The following is a 15451-nucleotide window of genomic DNA, read 5'->3' as shown; positions in this document are numbered from 1 at the left end:
CGATCACGATGCCTTGGTCGCTCACGCCGATCAGGTCCTCAAGATGAGCCCTCGAATCCGTCGCGCGTTGACCATGCTCCGTAACTATCGAGAGCCCGGTGCCTCAGCTGGTCGGGTTCCTCGACGTCATCCTTTCTCTCAGGACGACCAGCTTGTCATCGAACGCGCGGCTCATGCTGCCGTTGTAGAAGGGCGTTCCTTGACCGCCGTTGACCGTTATTCCCGCAGTCTTCGCAGGTTTTCAGCAGTGCTCAATCGTAATGGCGAAGGCATCAGTACGGTGGATCATGGCTCGCTTATTGCGCGTGCCAAAGAACTATTCCCAGCTGACGCAGCCCTCATCGCCGGGCTGAATATGATTCGTGATTCCTACAGTAGCGCGCCCGTGGCGGCCTCTCACGCGATCGGCGTAAGGCAGCCGGACGATCGGACGGTTCAATTTGCGGGGTCACGAGTCGAGTCAGAGGAAACACCACAGGACTACTCGAAGAGGGTCGAGTCGTCGTGTCTTTTTCGCGACTTTGTGTCGTCAATTCCTGAACGGTCGTTCTCAGCAGGCTCCCAGGTCTCTCCTTGATCGGATTTCCCGCGCAACTAAGAGCATTCGGAAGTATGGCACTTCATGTGAAGAGCAGTATGTAAAAGCTCGCATGGACTACGTCGAGGGCACCATCCGTTCCGATAGGAGCGCTTATCTCGAGAAAACACACGATCTCCAGCTGCTCTTCACTTGCCGGCAAACCGTGAGCGTCGATTCCGCCCCCCCCACGGACCAGCGCATTTGCTAGCGACATAGGCAAGCCCAACCTATCCGGCGCCTGAGGGGCACCCCCGCTATCCTGCCGATAAGGACGGCGTCAGCTACGTTCTATCCTAGAAATTCGTCAACAAAGTCGTGCGAATTTCTGGAGGACGGAATCGCCGGTGTTTTGGCCGCGAGCTGTGTGCCTTCATCGCCGCGCATCGTCAGCATCGTCTTCGAGCGTCCGGTGCGCATCGGGTCTCTCCTTCGATCGGCATATGGCTTATCGCTCACAGACGTAATAACATCCAACGTCAGGTATTGAGCGCACTATCGTGCCGCTGCCGCCGATGGTGAGTGCATCGCTTCGCCGGAAAGCTCAGCCCGTGTCGGTTGTTCGCTCAGGATTGCACAGACCAGGCGAACGATGGCGCCTTCGTTTGGAAAAGCCCGACCATCTCGGTCCGCCGCTTGATTTCATCGTTGAGGCGCTCGATCCGATTGAGTCCGGCGCGGCAAAAACCTGTGTGGCCGAACACGTTGCGTTCGGTCGCACTCGTCAAGGGTAATAAAGTGCACAGTCTGGGTGCGCGGCACTGCCCGCGCCACAACAGCTTCATACTTGCCACCCCACCGCGCAGGCCACTTCGTCGCCTTGACACGCATTTTCAATCACGCGCAACGTGGAACGCTATCTTTGTCTAGTCATGGGTGATCGAGAAAAACGTGACCTACGTCGGGTGACGGATGAACAGCATCTAAATTCCGCTCACTAGACGGCGGGCACGCCTGCATTCCCGCTGAAGAAAGGTCTCCTGGTCCAAGAACGGGCCGGCATGACATTTGCTACCTTCGGACAAGGTTAAACTGATCTTGAAACGAGCTTCCTACACCGCCGCTGCGGCTTGTCGGCGTGACAAGATCAATCGAGACTTAGGAGACGGCGTCATGCTCCGGCAAAACGGTGGTATCAGTTGGACGATCCTTATTTGCTCGGGGAGCCGATGGTATTGACGCTGGATGCCCCGTGCATCTCCAATCGCTCTGAGGGCGCGAACACTATTGATCGGTTCCCGCCACAACACTGTTTCGAACACGACCATGGGGAGATTGCAAACGCCGATTCGGAGCGATGCTTAGGACGGTCCCGAAGCCTGAGAATTCCACGTGCATACGGTACGCTAGCTTACTTCGTAAGCTCAGGGAATCTCTCAAGAACAAGGCCGCCCGGGGAATCGCAACTGAGCTGCGTGCTGAGGATGCCAGCTGCGACTGACAAATGGATCTCAACGCCCGGGCGCGTCGTACCGCCAAACGCTGAACATTGGGGGGCGCCGACCCATGTAAGGCGGTTTCTACCATTGTCAGGGAACGGCGAGCGGCGATTTCGAATGCCACGGGTATTAGTCAAGATATCTGAGCAAGCATCAGGGCCGAGGCGGGATCCTTTCTGCGGTTCGTCCCGTCGCTCATGCCGGACACGCACCAACAGAGGATCCAGCGCGAGTGGTTAGTGTGAAGTTTCTTGACAGAGTTGCAACGGTCGCGTCCGGCCGTAATGATATTGTTCTGGTGGCGCTACTGATCACGATCATCTTCATGATGATCATTCCACTGCCGCCGGTTCTCATGGATGTTCTACAGGCCGTCAACCTGGGAATCTCGGCACTCCTGCTGATGGTCGCGGTCTATATTAAATCCCCCCTTGCGTTCGTCTCCTTTCCGTCAGTGCTCCTGGTGACGACACTATTTCGGCTGTCGCTTGGCATCGCCGCGACACGCACTATCTTGCTTCATGCGGACGCCGGCCAAATCATCAAGACCTTCGGGGACTTCGTCGTAGCTGGCAATCTCGTGGTGGGCGCGGTGACTTTTTTGATCATGACAATCGTTCAGTTTGTCGTCATCACCAAGGGATCTGAGCGTGTGGCGGAGGTTGCTGCACGGTTTTCTCTGGATTCCATGCCGGGCAAGCAAATGAGCGTTGACGGGGACTTGCGTGCCGGCAGTATAGATATCCGAGAAGCAAGTCGACGACGCGTTGCGATTGAGCGCGAGAGCCAGCTGTACGGTGCCCTGGACGGCGCCATGAAGTTTCTCAAGGGTGACGCCATCGCAGGGCTGATCAGTATTGCCGTGAATATCATAGGTGGAATCGCAATTGGTTCGTTTCAAAAGCAGATGGGATTGTACGAGGCGCTTGAGGTCTATGCGATCCTGACCATCGGAGACGGGCTCGTCGGTCAGATACCGGCTCTCTTCACGGCGATTACAGCGGGATTTATCGTTACGAGGGTTAGTGACGAAGATAACGGTGTGGATCTGGGTAACGAAATCGGAAACGAGGTTATCGCACAACCGCGTGCGCTGATTGTCGGGTCATTCATTCTCTTCCTCTTTTCGTTCGTCCCTGGCTTTCCGACGGGAATCTTCATGATCCTCGCGGTTGTAGTCGGAGGTGGTGGCTGGCAATTACAGCGTAATCGGCGGCTGGCCACACCGGCAATGCGTCGCTACTCGGTGACAGGGGGAGCGCGCTTAAGGGCCTCGGACGAGCCGACCGGCGGGGCTGATGGAGCCGACGACAATGGCATCACGTTCACTGTGCCGCTGATGATCGACATTGGTCACGACATTCAGGCGGCCATCCCTCCTGATCTGCTAACGAAAGCATTGGATGCAGAACGGCACGCGCTCCTTCTTGAGCTCGGGGTCCCTCTTCCAGCGATCAGTGTGCGGGTGAACGACACCTGCAAGGATGGAGCGTATGTCATCATGGTAAATGAAATACCATGCGGCGAAGGGCGACTGCGGTCGCAACATCTTTTGGCGCGCGATACTCCTGAGAACCTCGATCTTGTGGGCATTCCGTATGTTCTGGACAAATCTTTCCTTTCTCAGATCGAGACGGTCTGGGTGGACGCCATACATCGCGAATCATTACGAGCTGCCAGCATCCGTTTCCTGGAATCGGTGCAGATACTTAGCTACCAAACCGGTCAAATCCTGCGCAGGCATGCTGCCGAGTTTGTCGGCATCCAGGAAACAAAAACTCTTTTGAATCGCATCGAGGTGTGGTCGCCGGAACTCGCAAAGGAAGTACTCCGCTCAGCCCCTCTGCAGAAGATTGCAGAGGTCTTTCAACGACTGATCGCGGAGGAGGTTTCACTGCGTAACATGCGCACCATCCTCGCCGCACTGGTCGAACGGGCACAGAACGAAAGAGACGTTGTCCTGCTGACCGAGCATGTGCGCTGTGCGCTGAGGAGGCAAATCTGCATTCCGTATTGTATCGGCATGAACCTGCTGCCGGCCTACCTTCTCACGCCAGAAGTGGAAGATACGCTGCGAAATGCCATTCGGCAGACTTCCGCCGGCAGTTATCTCGCCCTTGACGCGCGAACAACAGGTCAGATCATTGACGCAATACGAGAAGCTATCGGCGACCTTAACCAGCAGCCGCACAAGCCGGTGCTGCTGACTTCGATGGATATACGTCGATACCTACGCAAGGTCATCGAAACCGACTTCTACGGACTGCCAGTGCTATCCTATCAGGAGCTTCCCCCCGAAATCTCCATACAGCCATTGGGACGGATATCGCTGCAATGAGAAACGCGAACGTAGCGCAAGATGTTCTGACGGGTGATCAGGGCCAACTGATCTTACGGGTCCTGTCTGGCCCCAACAAGGGGGCCGAGACATCGCTCAGCGAAGGAGTCTGGCTAATCGGCAGCGACGACGCTGACGACCTTACCTTCGCAGATCCGGAACTGATTGCCTCACATCTTCGCATCGCCGTCGAGGCAGGGCGAATCCAGATCACCGCACTGGCACCGGGTGTGCTCATCGGCGGTAGTGATTGTCCAACAGAGTGCCCGACGACCCTCGATCCACTCACTCCGGTTCAGGTTGGGCGGACGATTTTCAGTATCGGCCCAACTGGTGGTAGCTTTCCCGATATGGACTCCTCGGTCGAGCGCAGAAGGTTGCACGCCGAGCATGCCCCCCCAGGTCTCGAAGGAGCGGCGCCCCGGGGGCGAGAAACTCGTCTTGTGGTGAACTCGATGCCTCGGCCATTTCGGCTTGGCGCGGCCGCTTGCGGCCTTCTGGTCATCGTCTATGGAGCTTGTGCCGGGGTGGGGTGGGTTGCGTCCTCTTTCACCTCGGCCGCCGTTCCGGATGCTGACGCGATCAAGATTGCCAGGAACGTCCTTCGCGATTTGAATGTTGGACGCGACGTCAGCATCGCGCTTTCCGACGATAACCTGATCATCGACGGCGACTTGCGACCTGGAGAGGTTACAAGGATCAAATCAGCCCTGCGCGACGTCGGGCTAACTGCAGAGGTAACACCGAAACCGGCGACCGCTACCGCCCCGTCTGATGCAAAGATCATCGACCTGTCAACCACGGTAATGCGGGCATTCGGCATCGAGGGGAGTATTCGCGTGGGAAGCGCCGGAGAGATATCGATAGCCGGATATGGCTCGAGTGATGCAATCGTCAAAGCGGCGCTTCGTCACCTGCAGCAGGATGTTCCCGGACTCCGCACAATTGATGACACAATCGCAACGCCGGACCGCGCACGAACCTTTCTAGAGACAGCGACGACAGCGGAACTCCGTCGTTCCATTCGCATCGTGGTGAAGCCAGACGTCATCCTCGTTTCTGGGACGCTTACCCCAAGTGCCTATAGCGAATGGAAGACCGTTGCCTCCCACTTCGAGAAGAAGTTCGCGCCTCACATTCGGCTCGAGGCACACTGTTCGCCAGTGGTGTTGCCGATAGCGAGAGGCGTGAACCTCGGCCGGTCTCCGTTTATCGTAGTTCAGAACGGAACACGCCTGAAAGTCGGCGACAATATCGATCATTTCGGCAAGATCATTGTCATCGATCGTGACGGAATGCTTGTGCGTGTCGGAGAGGCCGACGTGCACGTTCCCTACCCGAACAAGCCGGAATGGATAGCAGAGGAGGATCAACTGTGAGCGAGCATCTAGTCAATCTTGAGCTGCAGAAACAGCTGGTAGATGACGTCGACGGCGCGGAGTTATCCGCCGTCGAGAGAGAGTTCGAGAGTTGGAGACAATCGTTGAAACGCGACATGGATGGCGGCGTCACGCGGCATCATTTCGACGCGTTGTGCACATTGCTTGACGCAATAGATGCCGCAACAGACGTTGTTAATTTAACATGGATGCGCCACCACAGCGGTCTATCCTCTGGCTTGGAGAGGTAAGGTGGATTTTAGGACTATAAGCGGCTCCCTTGGCAGATCTGTTGCGGCATCGGAACGCAGCCTAAGAAGTCACATGGCGACCATGAACCCGGACGACACCATGGATCAGCTCAAGCTTCAGCTCTCAATGAACACACACACTACACTCTTGAGTCTGAATTCGACCGTTATCAAAGCGGTTCACGAAGCGCTGAATGGTATTATCCGGAATATCGCCTGAGCTACGAACGATTCTAGGCTGCTATGTCTTCCAGCTTTATGCAACTACGTCATCTCCGATATTTCACGGGCATCGTGGATGCTGGTAGTTTTTGCCAAGCAGCGGCGACAATCCACGTGGCGCAGCCGGCCCTGAGTCAGCAGATGGCTGCCTTGGAAGCCGAGCTTGGCGTCGCGCTGCTGCACCGTAGCGTTCGCGGCATTCGCCCGACCCGCGAGGGCAAGGTCTTTTATCGTGAGGCCACGTCCATTCTTCAGCAGGTTGACCAACTGCGCAGCATCATCCGCTCTAAGGCAGGAGAACCGGAGGGTGTTGTAAGGCTCGGCATGTCCTCCGCGCTCGCCGCTTCGTTCGCCCGCCTCCTGATGGAAGCCAGCCGGACAGTGCTTCCAAAAGTGCGCCTTCATCTTGTTGCGGGTGACTCTCTTCAGATGAAGCCGCTCATCGTATCACGCGCGCTTGATATCTGCGCTGTGCTTGAGGATGAACCCACTTCAGGTGTTACTCGCCAGTCACTCTTTCAACAGCGACTCCATCTGGTACGTCCTCCCGATACAGGGGAAGCCGCTCGCGCCATTTCGGTTGAGGAATTGGCCGAACTCCCTCTTGTATTGCCGACGCGCCCAAGCACAATTCGCGATGTATTAGATCGGACGTTTGAAGCGGCCGGCGTGATGCCGAACTGCATCGCAGAAGTCGACACCTTCGCCAGTGCGCTCTCTTTGGTCAGGGCGGGTCTCGCAAATGCGATCCTGCCCAAGGGCGAAATTCCCGATATTCCAGGCGACGAAGATTTGAGGCCCTTCGCGATAGATCCACCGGTCCATATGACAGCTTGCCTCATCTCTTCTGGCGACCTCGGTCCCGCCGCCGAAGCCGTGAGCGCCTTGCTGGTTGCGCAGGTGCGAAAAGTGCTTCAAACGAGACCTCTTGCAGGACGCGAGCTGATGACGACACCTTGATCTCGATTCAAGGCTGGGGTCCTATCGGTTGCCGAGTGACAATTCAGTGGCAGGTGGTTTGCGTAAGAGATGATAGAAAGTGGGTATCACAAATAGTCAATCGGGAACGGTGTTTCAGGCGGTGCAACGCACCGGGATCGCATCACAGGGCTTGATGGTGCACCGCAGCTGGTCGCGGCTAGAGTGGTAGTGTCCTGAACCAGAAGTTCGCAAAGCGTTGTCTTTTACTGGGCACTGTAACTGCAGAAGCGCTCGATGGAAGGAAGTACCGGAATTAGAAGCTCCGTCGTTGTTTGGCTCTCTCCTTGGCAGGGCGACACGAATGTATTGCGAAACTACGATTGGGAACTGTGACTCGATACATACCTCACGGACCATTTGATCGCGGGCTATCATGACGGGCATTGGCCGAATAGGGAAGCTGCACATTTCAGGCTTTGAAGCCGACGGTACCCGTGGAGCGAGCGCGTCTCGCCCTGACCCCGCTCTACGCGATGGAGAAGGTAGCCAAAGCTATCCTTCTGTCGTGGGGCGGATGCACGCGGGGCCTCGAAAGGCCTCTGCTCGCGCAGCGTCTTGTCCTAGTGATGTCTTCCGTGACGGGCTTGCCAATCGCTCCGGTGGCTCACATCAAATCCACGCGGCTGCACAATGGGCAGCCGGTGGGAGGCGCGGTGATCCTTTCTCAGTGTCGGAGCGCGGCGTACAAGGTGGGGGCGCAAGCTCATCGCGTTCAGGCGATGAACAATGGCGAATCGATGGAGGAGGCAGAAGCTCGCAATCAGGCGCGGTCTCATCACAGAAGCAATCCGCGTCCAAACAGAGGGCAGGACTGGCAATGCAGCGCACCATGGAGGTGGGCGCATACAGCCTGCACCTTACAGACTTGAAGCGACATAGACGTGTAGATCTTGAAGCAAAGCTTCGTAAAGCGCTGCAGGCCATTCAACGCGCTTGTAAGGCCGTGGCAGAACAGGTATCGCGGCTTGATTACCAGCTAATCAAGAAGGTGAAGCCGAGGGCGCTTTCGCTCTTCGCATTCTCATTTGGTCGTCACCCAGGCTCGACTAAAGGCCGCGAAGCAACGACGAAAGTCGCCAAGTCGTATTGCAGCGAAAACAGGGTGCTTGAGGAGCCGAACGGTCAAGATCTGTCATTACTGGTAGACAGCTTCAGCAAGTGGCCGAAAGAACGCTCCTGTCGACAGGCGGGAGCTGCGATCGCCCGTGAGATGCTTTCCCGCAACCTATCCGACTTTAAGCCGCAGGAGCTGGCGAATCTGGTAAACGATTTCAGCAAGTGGCCTGACGAGCCCGGTTGTCGTGAGGCCTCAATCGCAATCGCCGGTGAGGTGAGTCCCGGCGAGCTCTCCCATTTTGAACCGCAGCGCTTGGCGAACCTGGTGAACAGTTTCAGCAAGTGGCCCGACGAGCCCGGTTGTCGTAAGGCCACAGTCGCAATCGCTGGTGAGGTGCGTCCCGGCGAGCTCTCCCATTTTGAACCGCAGCACCTGACGAACTTGGTGAACGGTTTCAGCAAGTGGCCGGACGAGCCGGATTGTCGCAAGGCCACAGTCGCAATCGCTGGTGAGGTGCGTGGCGGCAAGCTCTCCCATTTTGATCCGCAGGCCTTGGCGGCCCTGGTGAACGGCTTCAGCAGATGGCCGGACCAGCAGGAGACGCGTGAAGCGACGGTTGCCATCGCCGGCGCGGTGGTTGCCCGGGCCGGCAATCTCGACGGATTCTCGGATCAAGAATTGGCCAATCTGGTGAACGGTTTCGGCAAGTGGCCGGAAGAAGAAAAAGCACGCGAGGCGATCGTTGCCATCGCCGGCGAGCTCAGCTCCAAGGGCCGACGCTTCAGCACTTTCAGCACGCCTGCGCTAGTCAGGATCGCCAACGGTCTGTCGCGGGGTATCGAGGGGGGTGAGACCGCCGGCGAGGTCGCCGAACCCGCCTTGAAGGACCGGCTGCATCAGCTGGCGCACTACCTCCAATATGCCGAGGATCGGCTGCAGCAGGCCGATGTCCATGCCATCGCGAGTATATTCAAGGCGTTGGGCAAGGCGCAGTTGTTGGACGAACTCGGTGCGCTGGCACAGCCGGGGCTGGACAGGCTCGAGATGTTACGTGCCGCTCCCGGGTTTAAGCTCGACAACAACCTCGAGACGATGGGCAATCTTTGCGCCTCCCTGCTGCCACTGGCTCGCAGCCCGAAGCCGGCGTTGCGCTGGCACCGCAGGTCGGCGCTGAACCTGCTCAACGCCATCCAGCCGGTGGTGGAACACAAGATCGATGCCCATCTCAAGCCAGGCCAGGCCGAGCGCACCAGCGGCGCCAATGCAAGCCGCTGCCTGGCGCTTTCGATCTATCAGGTGCTCAAGACCCGGGCGGTGCTGGGGACGCTCTACCGGCGGCCCTATGTCGATGGCGACGAGCTCGCCTTGAAGGCCAGGCAGGAAGAGCTGCACGGCAAGACCAGGCAGATCCTGGACAGTGCCCGCGCCCTCATCTACGCCGACCTTTCCTACATGAGCTGGAACGTGATCGCCGAGATCGAGGCGAAGGAGCCGCTCGAAGCGCTCGACACCTTCATGGCGCAGAACGCATCGATGGTCCAGGCCCAGCATGCAGCCGCCAGCTTCGATGTCCATCGGGTCCTTCAGGCCATGGACCACGAGCCGAGACCGCCGCAAGGCGATGCCCGACTGATGCGGCTGCCGGTGGTCGACATGCAAGGCCGGCCGCTGGCCAGCGAAGCCGAGTTGCGCTATTCCATTTTCCACCGCTTGACCTCGGGCGCGGTGAAGGTGGTGGCAGTGCAGCTAAAGGGAACTCCGACTGGCGCCATGCTGACACGCACGTTCACCGTGGAGGGCGTGCCCTACCGCATGGACCTGTTCGGCGGCAGCAAACTGAAGCCGCCGCAAGAGAGCCTGAACAAGCTTGCCTCTCACCTGCCCTTCGCGGCCGAAGAGGCCCCAAGCGGCAAGCTTTTGGCGATCCCCTATGCCGAGACGGCTCCGGGTACGGCCTTTGAGCAGCTGTCGCGGGCCTGGGCGCCCTTCAAGGAAGCCTATTACTATACCCAGCGCCGCGGATTTGCCGCGCCGCCGGGCATTCCCGATGTTGGCCCGCATGATTATGCGCTGGAAGGGTGCTTCAAGCTGTCCCTTCTGCCCGACCGCCCCGCAGGCGCAGTGCATCCCTTCCGGTTCGAGGGGCGAGACGGCGAGATCGCCTTGCGGCCGCATGACGGCTGCGGCTTCATCAGGGCCTCACTGGCCGAGCGCATGCCGGCCATTGCCCGGGCTCGCCACGACGCTCCCGAGCGGATGCCTGCCTATGCAGATAAAAGGCAATCGGCGGTACCGTCCTCGGCGCTGCAACATTATCCGCGCAGCGTCGAGGTGGCACAGGAGACCCGCGAGAAGGCTCTGGCTTGGCTCGAAACCCGTCAAAGCCTCAGCGCCGAGGAGCTGTTCCGGACGGTCACGGGCGGGCATATCGAGGGTTCGAGCGCTATCGCCGTGCCGTCCAGCGACGAATGCCTGCATGTGCCGACGGGCAAGAGCAAGACCTTGACCCGTGACGCTGGCGTGCTTGTCGGACGCTCCCCCTATGACAAGCCCAACCTGCGCCCGTTCGCCGCCGACCGGGTCAGGTCGGCGCGCGATGGCGATCGGACCGCGGCGTTCCTGGATCGGTGCGTGGCCTTCCAATACAGCTTCAACGTCGCGCACAGGTCGGGGGCTGGGCTTGCCGCCGACGATCCGACCTTCTTTGCCAAAGGCATCTTGATCGTTGTGCCCGACGAAATGTGGCCGGCGGACTTCGCCGAGCGCGGGGTGGTGATGTCTGCCGAGGACGTAAAGTGCCATTCGCGCTGGCTGGAGAAAAAGGACCGAGTCAAGGCCGACACCGCGCTCGAGTGCGTCGGCATCCTGCAGGCGACGGAGGTGTTCGCGCCCGGCTCTTTGGTTGCGGTTCCGAGCGCCGAACAAAAAAATCTCGACGGCGATTTTGACGGCGACATCGTCGTCATCATCGGCGACCGGCCTCGCCTTTACGAGCATGTGCGCCAGTTCGACGCGGAGCTGCAGGCGCGCGGCATCGCCTCGATGAAGCCGCCGAAGTCGCACACGCCGGCCATTGAGAAAGGCGGCTACCAGTTCAGCCGGTCCAAGCAGATCCTGTCGGCCACCGGGCTGGTGCTGGAGACCTACAGCTGCCTGCAGCGCAACGTGCTGGCGCAGCCGCTGGAGGCGCAACGCTGGTTTGCCGAGCGTGCCATCTTCGGCACCTACGAGGGCATTCATCATGAGCTCAAGGCCGACATCCGCGCACTGTTGCAGGAAGATCGGCCGGATGGCCAGACCCTCCATGAGCTCATCGTCAGGGCGGGGGAAGACAGCAAGGCCGCCAGCCATCCGGTGGCCTGCGAACTGGCCGCCTTGCTAGTGGCCGAGCTCCAGGACTGGAACCTGCAGCTCAATAGCGAGCCGGCTCATGAGCAGTCGGACGTCAACGTCAAGCAGCAGTTAGCGCGATCCGTGGCCTCAACCGGCGCGAAGCCTGCCGTCAGCGCCGACGCCGGCGCGCTCTTCCCGAAACTCAGCGAATCCTATCCGGCAACCGCTGACGCCAGGAAGCGCATCGACTTCCTGCTCAACCACTACCAGCCGCGCATGGATCCGCGGCCCGACGGCTACAACCCGGACGATCTGCATGAAAGTGCCATCAATCTGTTGAGCGTCGGCATCAAGGCCGGCACGGACGCCTACAAGTCCGATACCGGTGCGCGGGTGTTCATGCAAAAAACCACCGAATTGCAGCGGCTCTTGGAGCGAAGGCCGGGCTTCAAGTCGGCGCCCTATGTCAAGGCGCAGGCGGCAAAGCTCCACCAGGGCCGGTTCGACGTCGATGGCAGCCTGGCGGATCTGAAGGACAACCCCACGCTGGCGGCCTCGGTCATGGAGGCCTCGATCAGACTCGCCGTCGAAAAGCGCATCCTGCCCAGCGCCTTAGCCATCTCGGCCGACGACGACCCCGCCAGCAGGATAACGCTGAGCAGCGAACAGGCCCTGGAGCGCGCCAGGCTCGAAGCCGCCCCCGCCGAAGCGCAAGAAAGCGCGATTACCGAAACTGTGCATGCGGTTGCCGAGCTTTTGCGGCAGGACGGCATCGAGGTGAAGGTGCCGCATCTTGACCAACGGTCGCGCGGGCAGGTCTGGATAGCCGATGAGTTGACCGGCCAGAGCGTGAGCGCGGCGCCGGAGGCCCAACTGGTCACCAATACCGTGCGCCATGTCTTCGAGATCCCGGACGAGGCTTTTACGCGCGCCTTCAGGAAGGCGGTACTGGCCTTCGAGGAGCGGGACTGCAGCGAGGTCGAGACCACCAACTGGTTCATCAGGATGGACACGCCGCGGTTACGCGGCGTTCACACGGCGTTCAGAACCGCGCAGAACTATCGCTTCGAGGTCGAGTTCCATACGCCGGCCACTTACCGGGCCGAGCTCGCGCAGAGCGAATGCGAGCTGGTCCCCATTCCCCGTGGTGCCTGGGAGATATTACACTGGGGCTCGTCAGGAGAAAGCAGGTCGAGGGCGGCAGGGACCTCCAGGTCGCTCACCGTCGCAAGACAACAGATTGCGGTCGCTCGCTCGCCGCAAGCCGGCGAGATCCTCCCGGCCCTCGGTACGCGGCCGGTCGTGCTCGTCGGCATGCCGGCGAGCGGCAAGTCGACCATCGGCGCCCAGCTTGCCAAGGAGTTGGGGGTGGAGTTTGTCGACATGGATAAGCGTATCGTCGCCGAGCACGGCAATCTGATGGAGATGTTCGCCGACCCTGGCCGCGGCGAGGCGCACTTCAGGGACCTGGAGACCAAAGAGCTCGCCAAGCAGCTGGAGAGAGGGCCCATCGTCATCGCAACCGGCGGCGGCTGCTTTGGCAAGGAGTCCAATCAAGCCCTGATCCTTAATAAGGCGAGGTCGATCTGGCTCGACACCGAGCTGAAAGAGCTCCGCAGGCGCCTCAAGAGGGACACCAGCCGGCCGCTGCTGCAAGGCGCCGACATCGAGCAGAAGGTTGACCAGCTGTACGAAGAGCGCAGTCCGTTCTACCAAAAGGCCGATATCAGGTTGCCCCTCGTCCCGCCCTTTCAAAAAGACAAGAAGGTCGCCCGCATTTGCGTGAAGGAACTCTACGCTTTCCTGTGCAGCGACAGAGAAGCCGCTCTGCCCGCTGCCGAGATATCACAAGTCTCCGGTCCTTCCGGCACCGCCATCAGCATGTCCCCAACAGCGCAGCGCATGCACGATGATCATCACAACGGCTGCGATTAGGGGGCGGCGTCGTGGAAACCATCCAGGCGCCGGCACCTGAGTGAAGGGGAACGGCGCATCTCGACACCCTCACCGCCGACCCGCAGCCTTTGCTGGCCGGCAGTAACGCACGAGCGGATTTAGCGTTTACCGCGAGAAGCAGAGAGCGCTCAACTTCAGGGCGATAAGCTTTAGGCGGCAACGATCAAGGGTTCTTTCGTAAGCGCTTAGCCGTGCTTTCAATTACCCACATTTGACGTCGGATTTGAACGCCGCGCCGCAGGCGAAATCTTGAATCGGAAGAATCTGTTGTGATTCGTTGTTGAGCACCTGATTCGGAGGCGTGGGGTGCTCGATGGGCTTGGTGAAGGAACGCGCGGAGGCGCGTGCTCAGCGATTGACGACCGGTATTGACACGTGGGTTGATCGGGAAGCTGCGGGATGCGAGTTTAAGGATGAGCGGCTTGGCCGCCGGTTCTGCAAACTGCTCGCACAAATCGGGAGCGACATGGGACAAAGCATCCCGCTGGTTTGTCAGGACTGGGCCAACACGAAGGCCGCCTATCGCTTCTTCTCCAACGAACGGGTCAAGGAGGCGGATATTCTTTGCGGTCATTTCGAGGCGACGCGCGGGCGCGTAACGGCGACGAAGGGACCGATCCTCATTCTCCATGACACGACGGAATTCAGCTTCAAGCGCGAGAAGCCGGATTTGATTGGCTTTACGCGCAAGACGGCAGGGCGCACACAGTGCGGCATCCTGATGCATTCGAGCCTCGCCGTGACGACCGAGGGTCTTCCGCTCGGACTGGCGGCAATCAAGTTTTGGACACGCAAGAAGTTCAAGGGGACGACGGCGCTGAAGCGGAAGATCAATCCGACGCGTGTTCCGATCGAGCAGAAGGAGAGTATCCGCTGGCTGGAGAATTTACGGCAATCGACCGACCTTCTCGCTACCCCTGGACGATGCGTTCATATTGGTGATCGCGAGAGCGATATCTATGAGCTGTTTTGCCTGGCCGAGGAGGTTGGAACACACTTCTTGGTACGAACCTGTGTTGATCGGCTTGCCGGGGACGGCAATCATACAATTGCCGACGAAATGGACGAGGTTACGGTCAAAGGCCTACATCGGATCAAGGTCAAGGACGACAAAGGCGATCCGGATGAAGCGCTTCTCGAAATTCGTTTCCGCAAGCTTCGAATTCTGCCGCCGATCGGTAAGCAGAAGAAATATCCCGCACTCACTCTGACCGTGATCCATGCTCAAGAGCGGGGAACGCCGAAGCGGCGAAAGAAGATCGAGTGGAAGCTCCTCACCGATCTCTCGGTCCAATCGCGCAAGGACGCCGTCGAGAAGATCGAATGGTACGCGTTGAGGTGGAAGATCGAAGTCTTCCATAAGGTCCTCAAATCAGGCTGCAAGGCGGAGGACTCGAAATTGCGAACCGCTGAGCGTCTGGTCAATCTGATCGCTGTTTTTTGCATTGTAAGTTGGCGCGTCTTCTGGATGACGATGCTCAATCGTTCCTCGCCGAATGCCCTACCGCAGACGGCGCTGACAGATCCCGAACTCAGGCTTCTTGATCATTTGGTGAAAGACAGGGGTGGCGATCGCCCTCGACGAAGCACGCTCTCGCACTATGTCGTCAAGATCGCGCGGCTCGGAGGATATTTGGCCCGAGCCAACGATCCGCCTCCAGGAAATACCGTGATCTGGCGCGGACTATCGCGGCTGACTGACATCGAACTGGGAGCCGCGATCGAGGCAAAGATTATGGGTAATTGAAAGTTAGCCGTGACCCTATTGAGGCTGGCTTGACGTTTTGCGGAATCGCCACGGCATGAGATCATCGATCTTGCTATGGGGATGACCGTCGATGATCGCCTCGAGTGTTTCAGCGATGTAGGCAGCCGGGTTGACGCTGTTGAGCTTGCAGGTAGCGACTATCGACGCCAG

The 15451-nt window shown here is 59.1% G+C and carries 9 protein-coding genes and 1 pseudogene; 7 read left to right on the top strand and 3 right to left on the bottom strand.

Annotation, left to right across the window (positions count from 1 at the left end; translation table 11 throughout):
- Positions 1-868 precede the first annotated feature (868 nt).
- Positions 869-997, bottom strand: a complete 129-nt coding sequence (locus tag IVA87_RS35140; RefSeq protein ID WP_256466474.1) for a hypothetical protein — start codon at positions 995-997, stop codon at positions 869-871.
- A gap of 75 nt (positions 998-1072) precedes the next feature.
- A pseudogene (locus IVA87_RS14665) lies at positions 1073-1245 on the bottom strand (transposase); the annotation flags it as partial.
- 1012 nt (positions 1246-2257) lie between these two features.
- On the opposite strand from IVA87_RS14665, the gene sctV reads away from it, so the two are divergent.
- The 7 genes from sctV (at position 2258) to IVA87_RS14630 (ending at position 15280) form a co-directional block, all read left to right on the top strand.
- Entirely contained in the window at positions 2258-4354 is a 2097-nt protein-coding gene (sctV, locus tag IVA87_RS14660; protein WP_346658359.1) for a type III secretion system export apparatus subunit SctV, read from the top strand.
- Complete coding sequence (locus IVA87_RS14655; RefSeq protein WP_247334005.1) at positions 4351-5733, top strand: FHA domain-containing protein; 1383 nt, start codon at positions 4351-4353, stop codon at positions 5731-5733. Before sctV ends, IVA87_RS14655 begins: the two co-directional genes overlap by 4 nt.
- The gene (locus IVA87_RS14650) at positions 5730-5984 is read left to right on the top strand and encodes a hypothetical protein (protein WP_247334003.1); all 255 of its coding nucleotides are present in this window, start codon (positions 5730-5732) and stop codon (positions 5982-5984) included. Before IVA87_RS14655 ends, IVA87_RS14650 begins: the two co-directional genes overlap by 4 nt.
- Position 5985: 1 nt before the next feature.
- A complete protein-coding gene (locus IVA87_RS35135) occupies positions 5986-6204 on the top strand; it encodes an EscF/YscF/HrpA family type III secretion system needle major subunit (protein WP_346658358.1) in 219 nt (72 codons plus the stop codon).
- Between the two features lie 23 nt (positions 6205-6227).
- A complete protein-coding gene (locus tag IVA87_RS14640) occupies positions 6228-7166 on the top strand; it encodes a LysR substrate-binding domain-containing protein (RefSeq protein ID WP_247334001.1) in 939 nt (312 codons plus the stop codon).
- Between the two features lie 838 nt (positions 7167-8004).
- Complete coding sequence (locus tag IVA87_RS14635) at positions 8005-13512, top strand: shikimate kinase (protein ID WP_247333999.1); 5508 nt, start codon at positions 8005-8007, stop codon at positions 13510-13512.
- A gap of 334 nt (positions 13513-13846) precedes the next feature.
- Entirely contained in the window at positions 13847-15280 is a 1434-nt protein-coding gene (locus IVA87_RS14630) for an IS4 family transposase (RefSeq protein ID WP_247333996.1), read from the top strand.
- Positions 15281-15295: 15 nt separating this feature from the next.
- On the opposite strand, the gene IVA87_RS14625 is transcribed toward IVA87_RS14630, so the two are convergent.
- Positions 15296-15442 (bottom strand): transposase domain-containing protein, encoded by a 147-nt coding sequence (locus tag IVA87_RS14625; RefSeq protein WP_346658365.1) that lies wholly within the window; start codon positions 15440-15442, stop codon positions 15296-15298.
- Positions 15443-15451 lie beyond the last annotated feature (9 nt).

Source organism: Bradyrhizobium sp. 147 (assembly GCF_023073935.1).
In the GTDB taxonomy this organism is placed as follows: domain Bacteria; phylum Pseudomonadota; class Alphaproteobacteria; order Rhizobiales; family Xanthobacteraceae; genus Bradyrhizobium.
The sequence above is the reverse complement of the archived record's forward strand: the minus strand, read 5'-3'. Positions and strand labels throughout refer to the sequence as shown.

What these genes read in the sequence shown, in the direction of transcription:
- IVA87_RS14635 (WP_247333999.1), top strand. Translation starts at nt 8,005, where the DNA reads ATGCAGCGCACCATGGAGGTGGGCGCATACAGCCTGCACCTTACAGAC.
- IVA87_RS14655 (WP_247334005.1), top strand. Translation starts at nt 4,351, where the DNA reads ATGAGAAACGCGAACGTAGCGCAAGATGTTCTGACGGGTGATCAGGGC.
- IVA87_RS35140 (WP_256466474.1), bottom strand. Translation starts at nt 997, where the DNA reads ATGCGCACCGGACGCTCGAAGACGATGCTGACGATGCGCGGCGATGAA.
- IVA87_RS14630 (WP_247333996.1), top strand. Translation starts at nt 13,847, where the DNA reads ATGGGCTTGGTGAAGGAACGCGCGGAGGCGCGTGCTCAGCGATTGACG.
- IVA87_RS14640 (WP_247334001.1), top strand. Translation starts at nt 6,228, where the DNA reads ATGTCTTCCAGCTTTATGCAACTACGTCATCTCCGATATTTCACGGGC.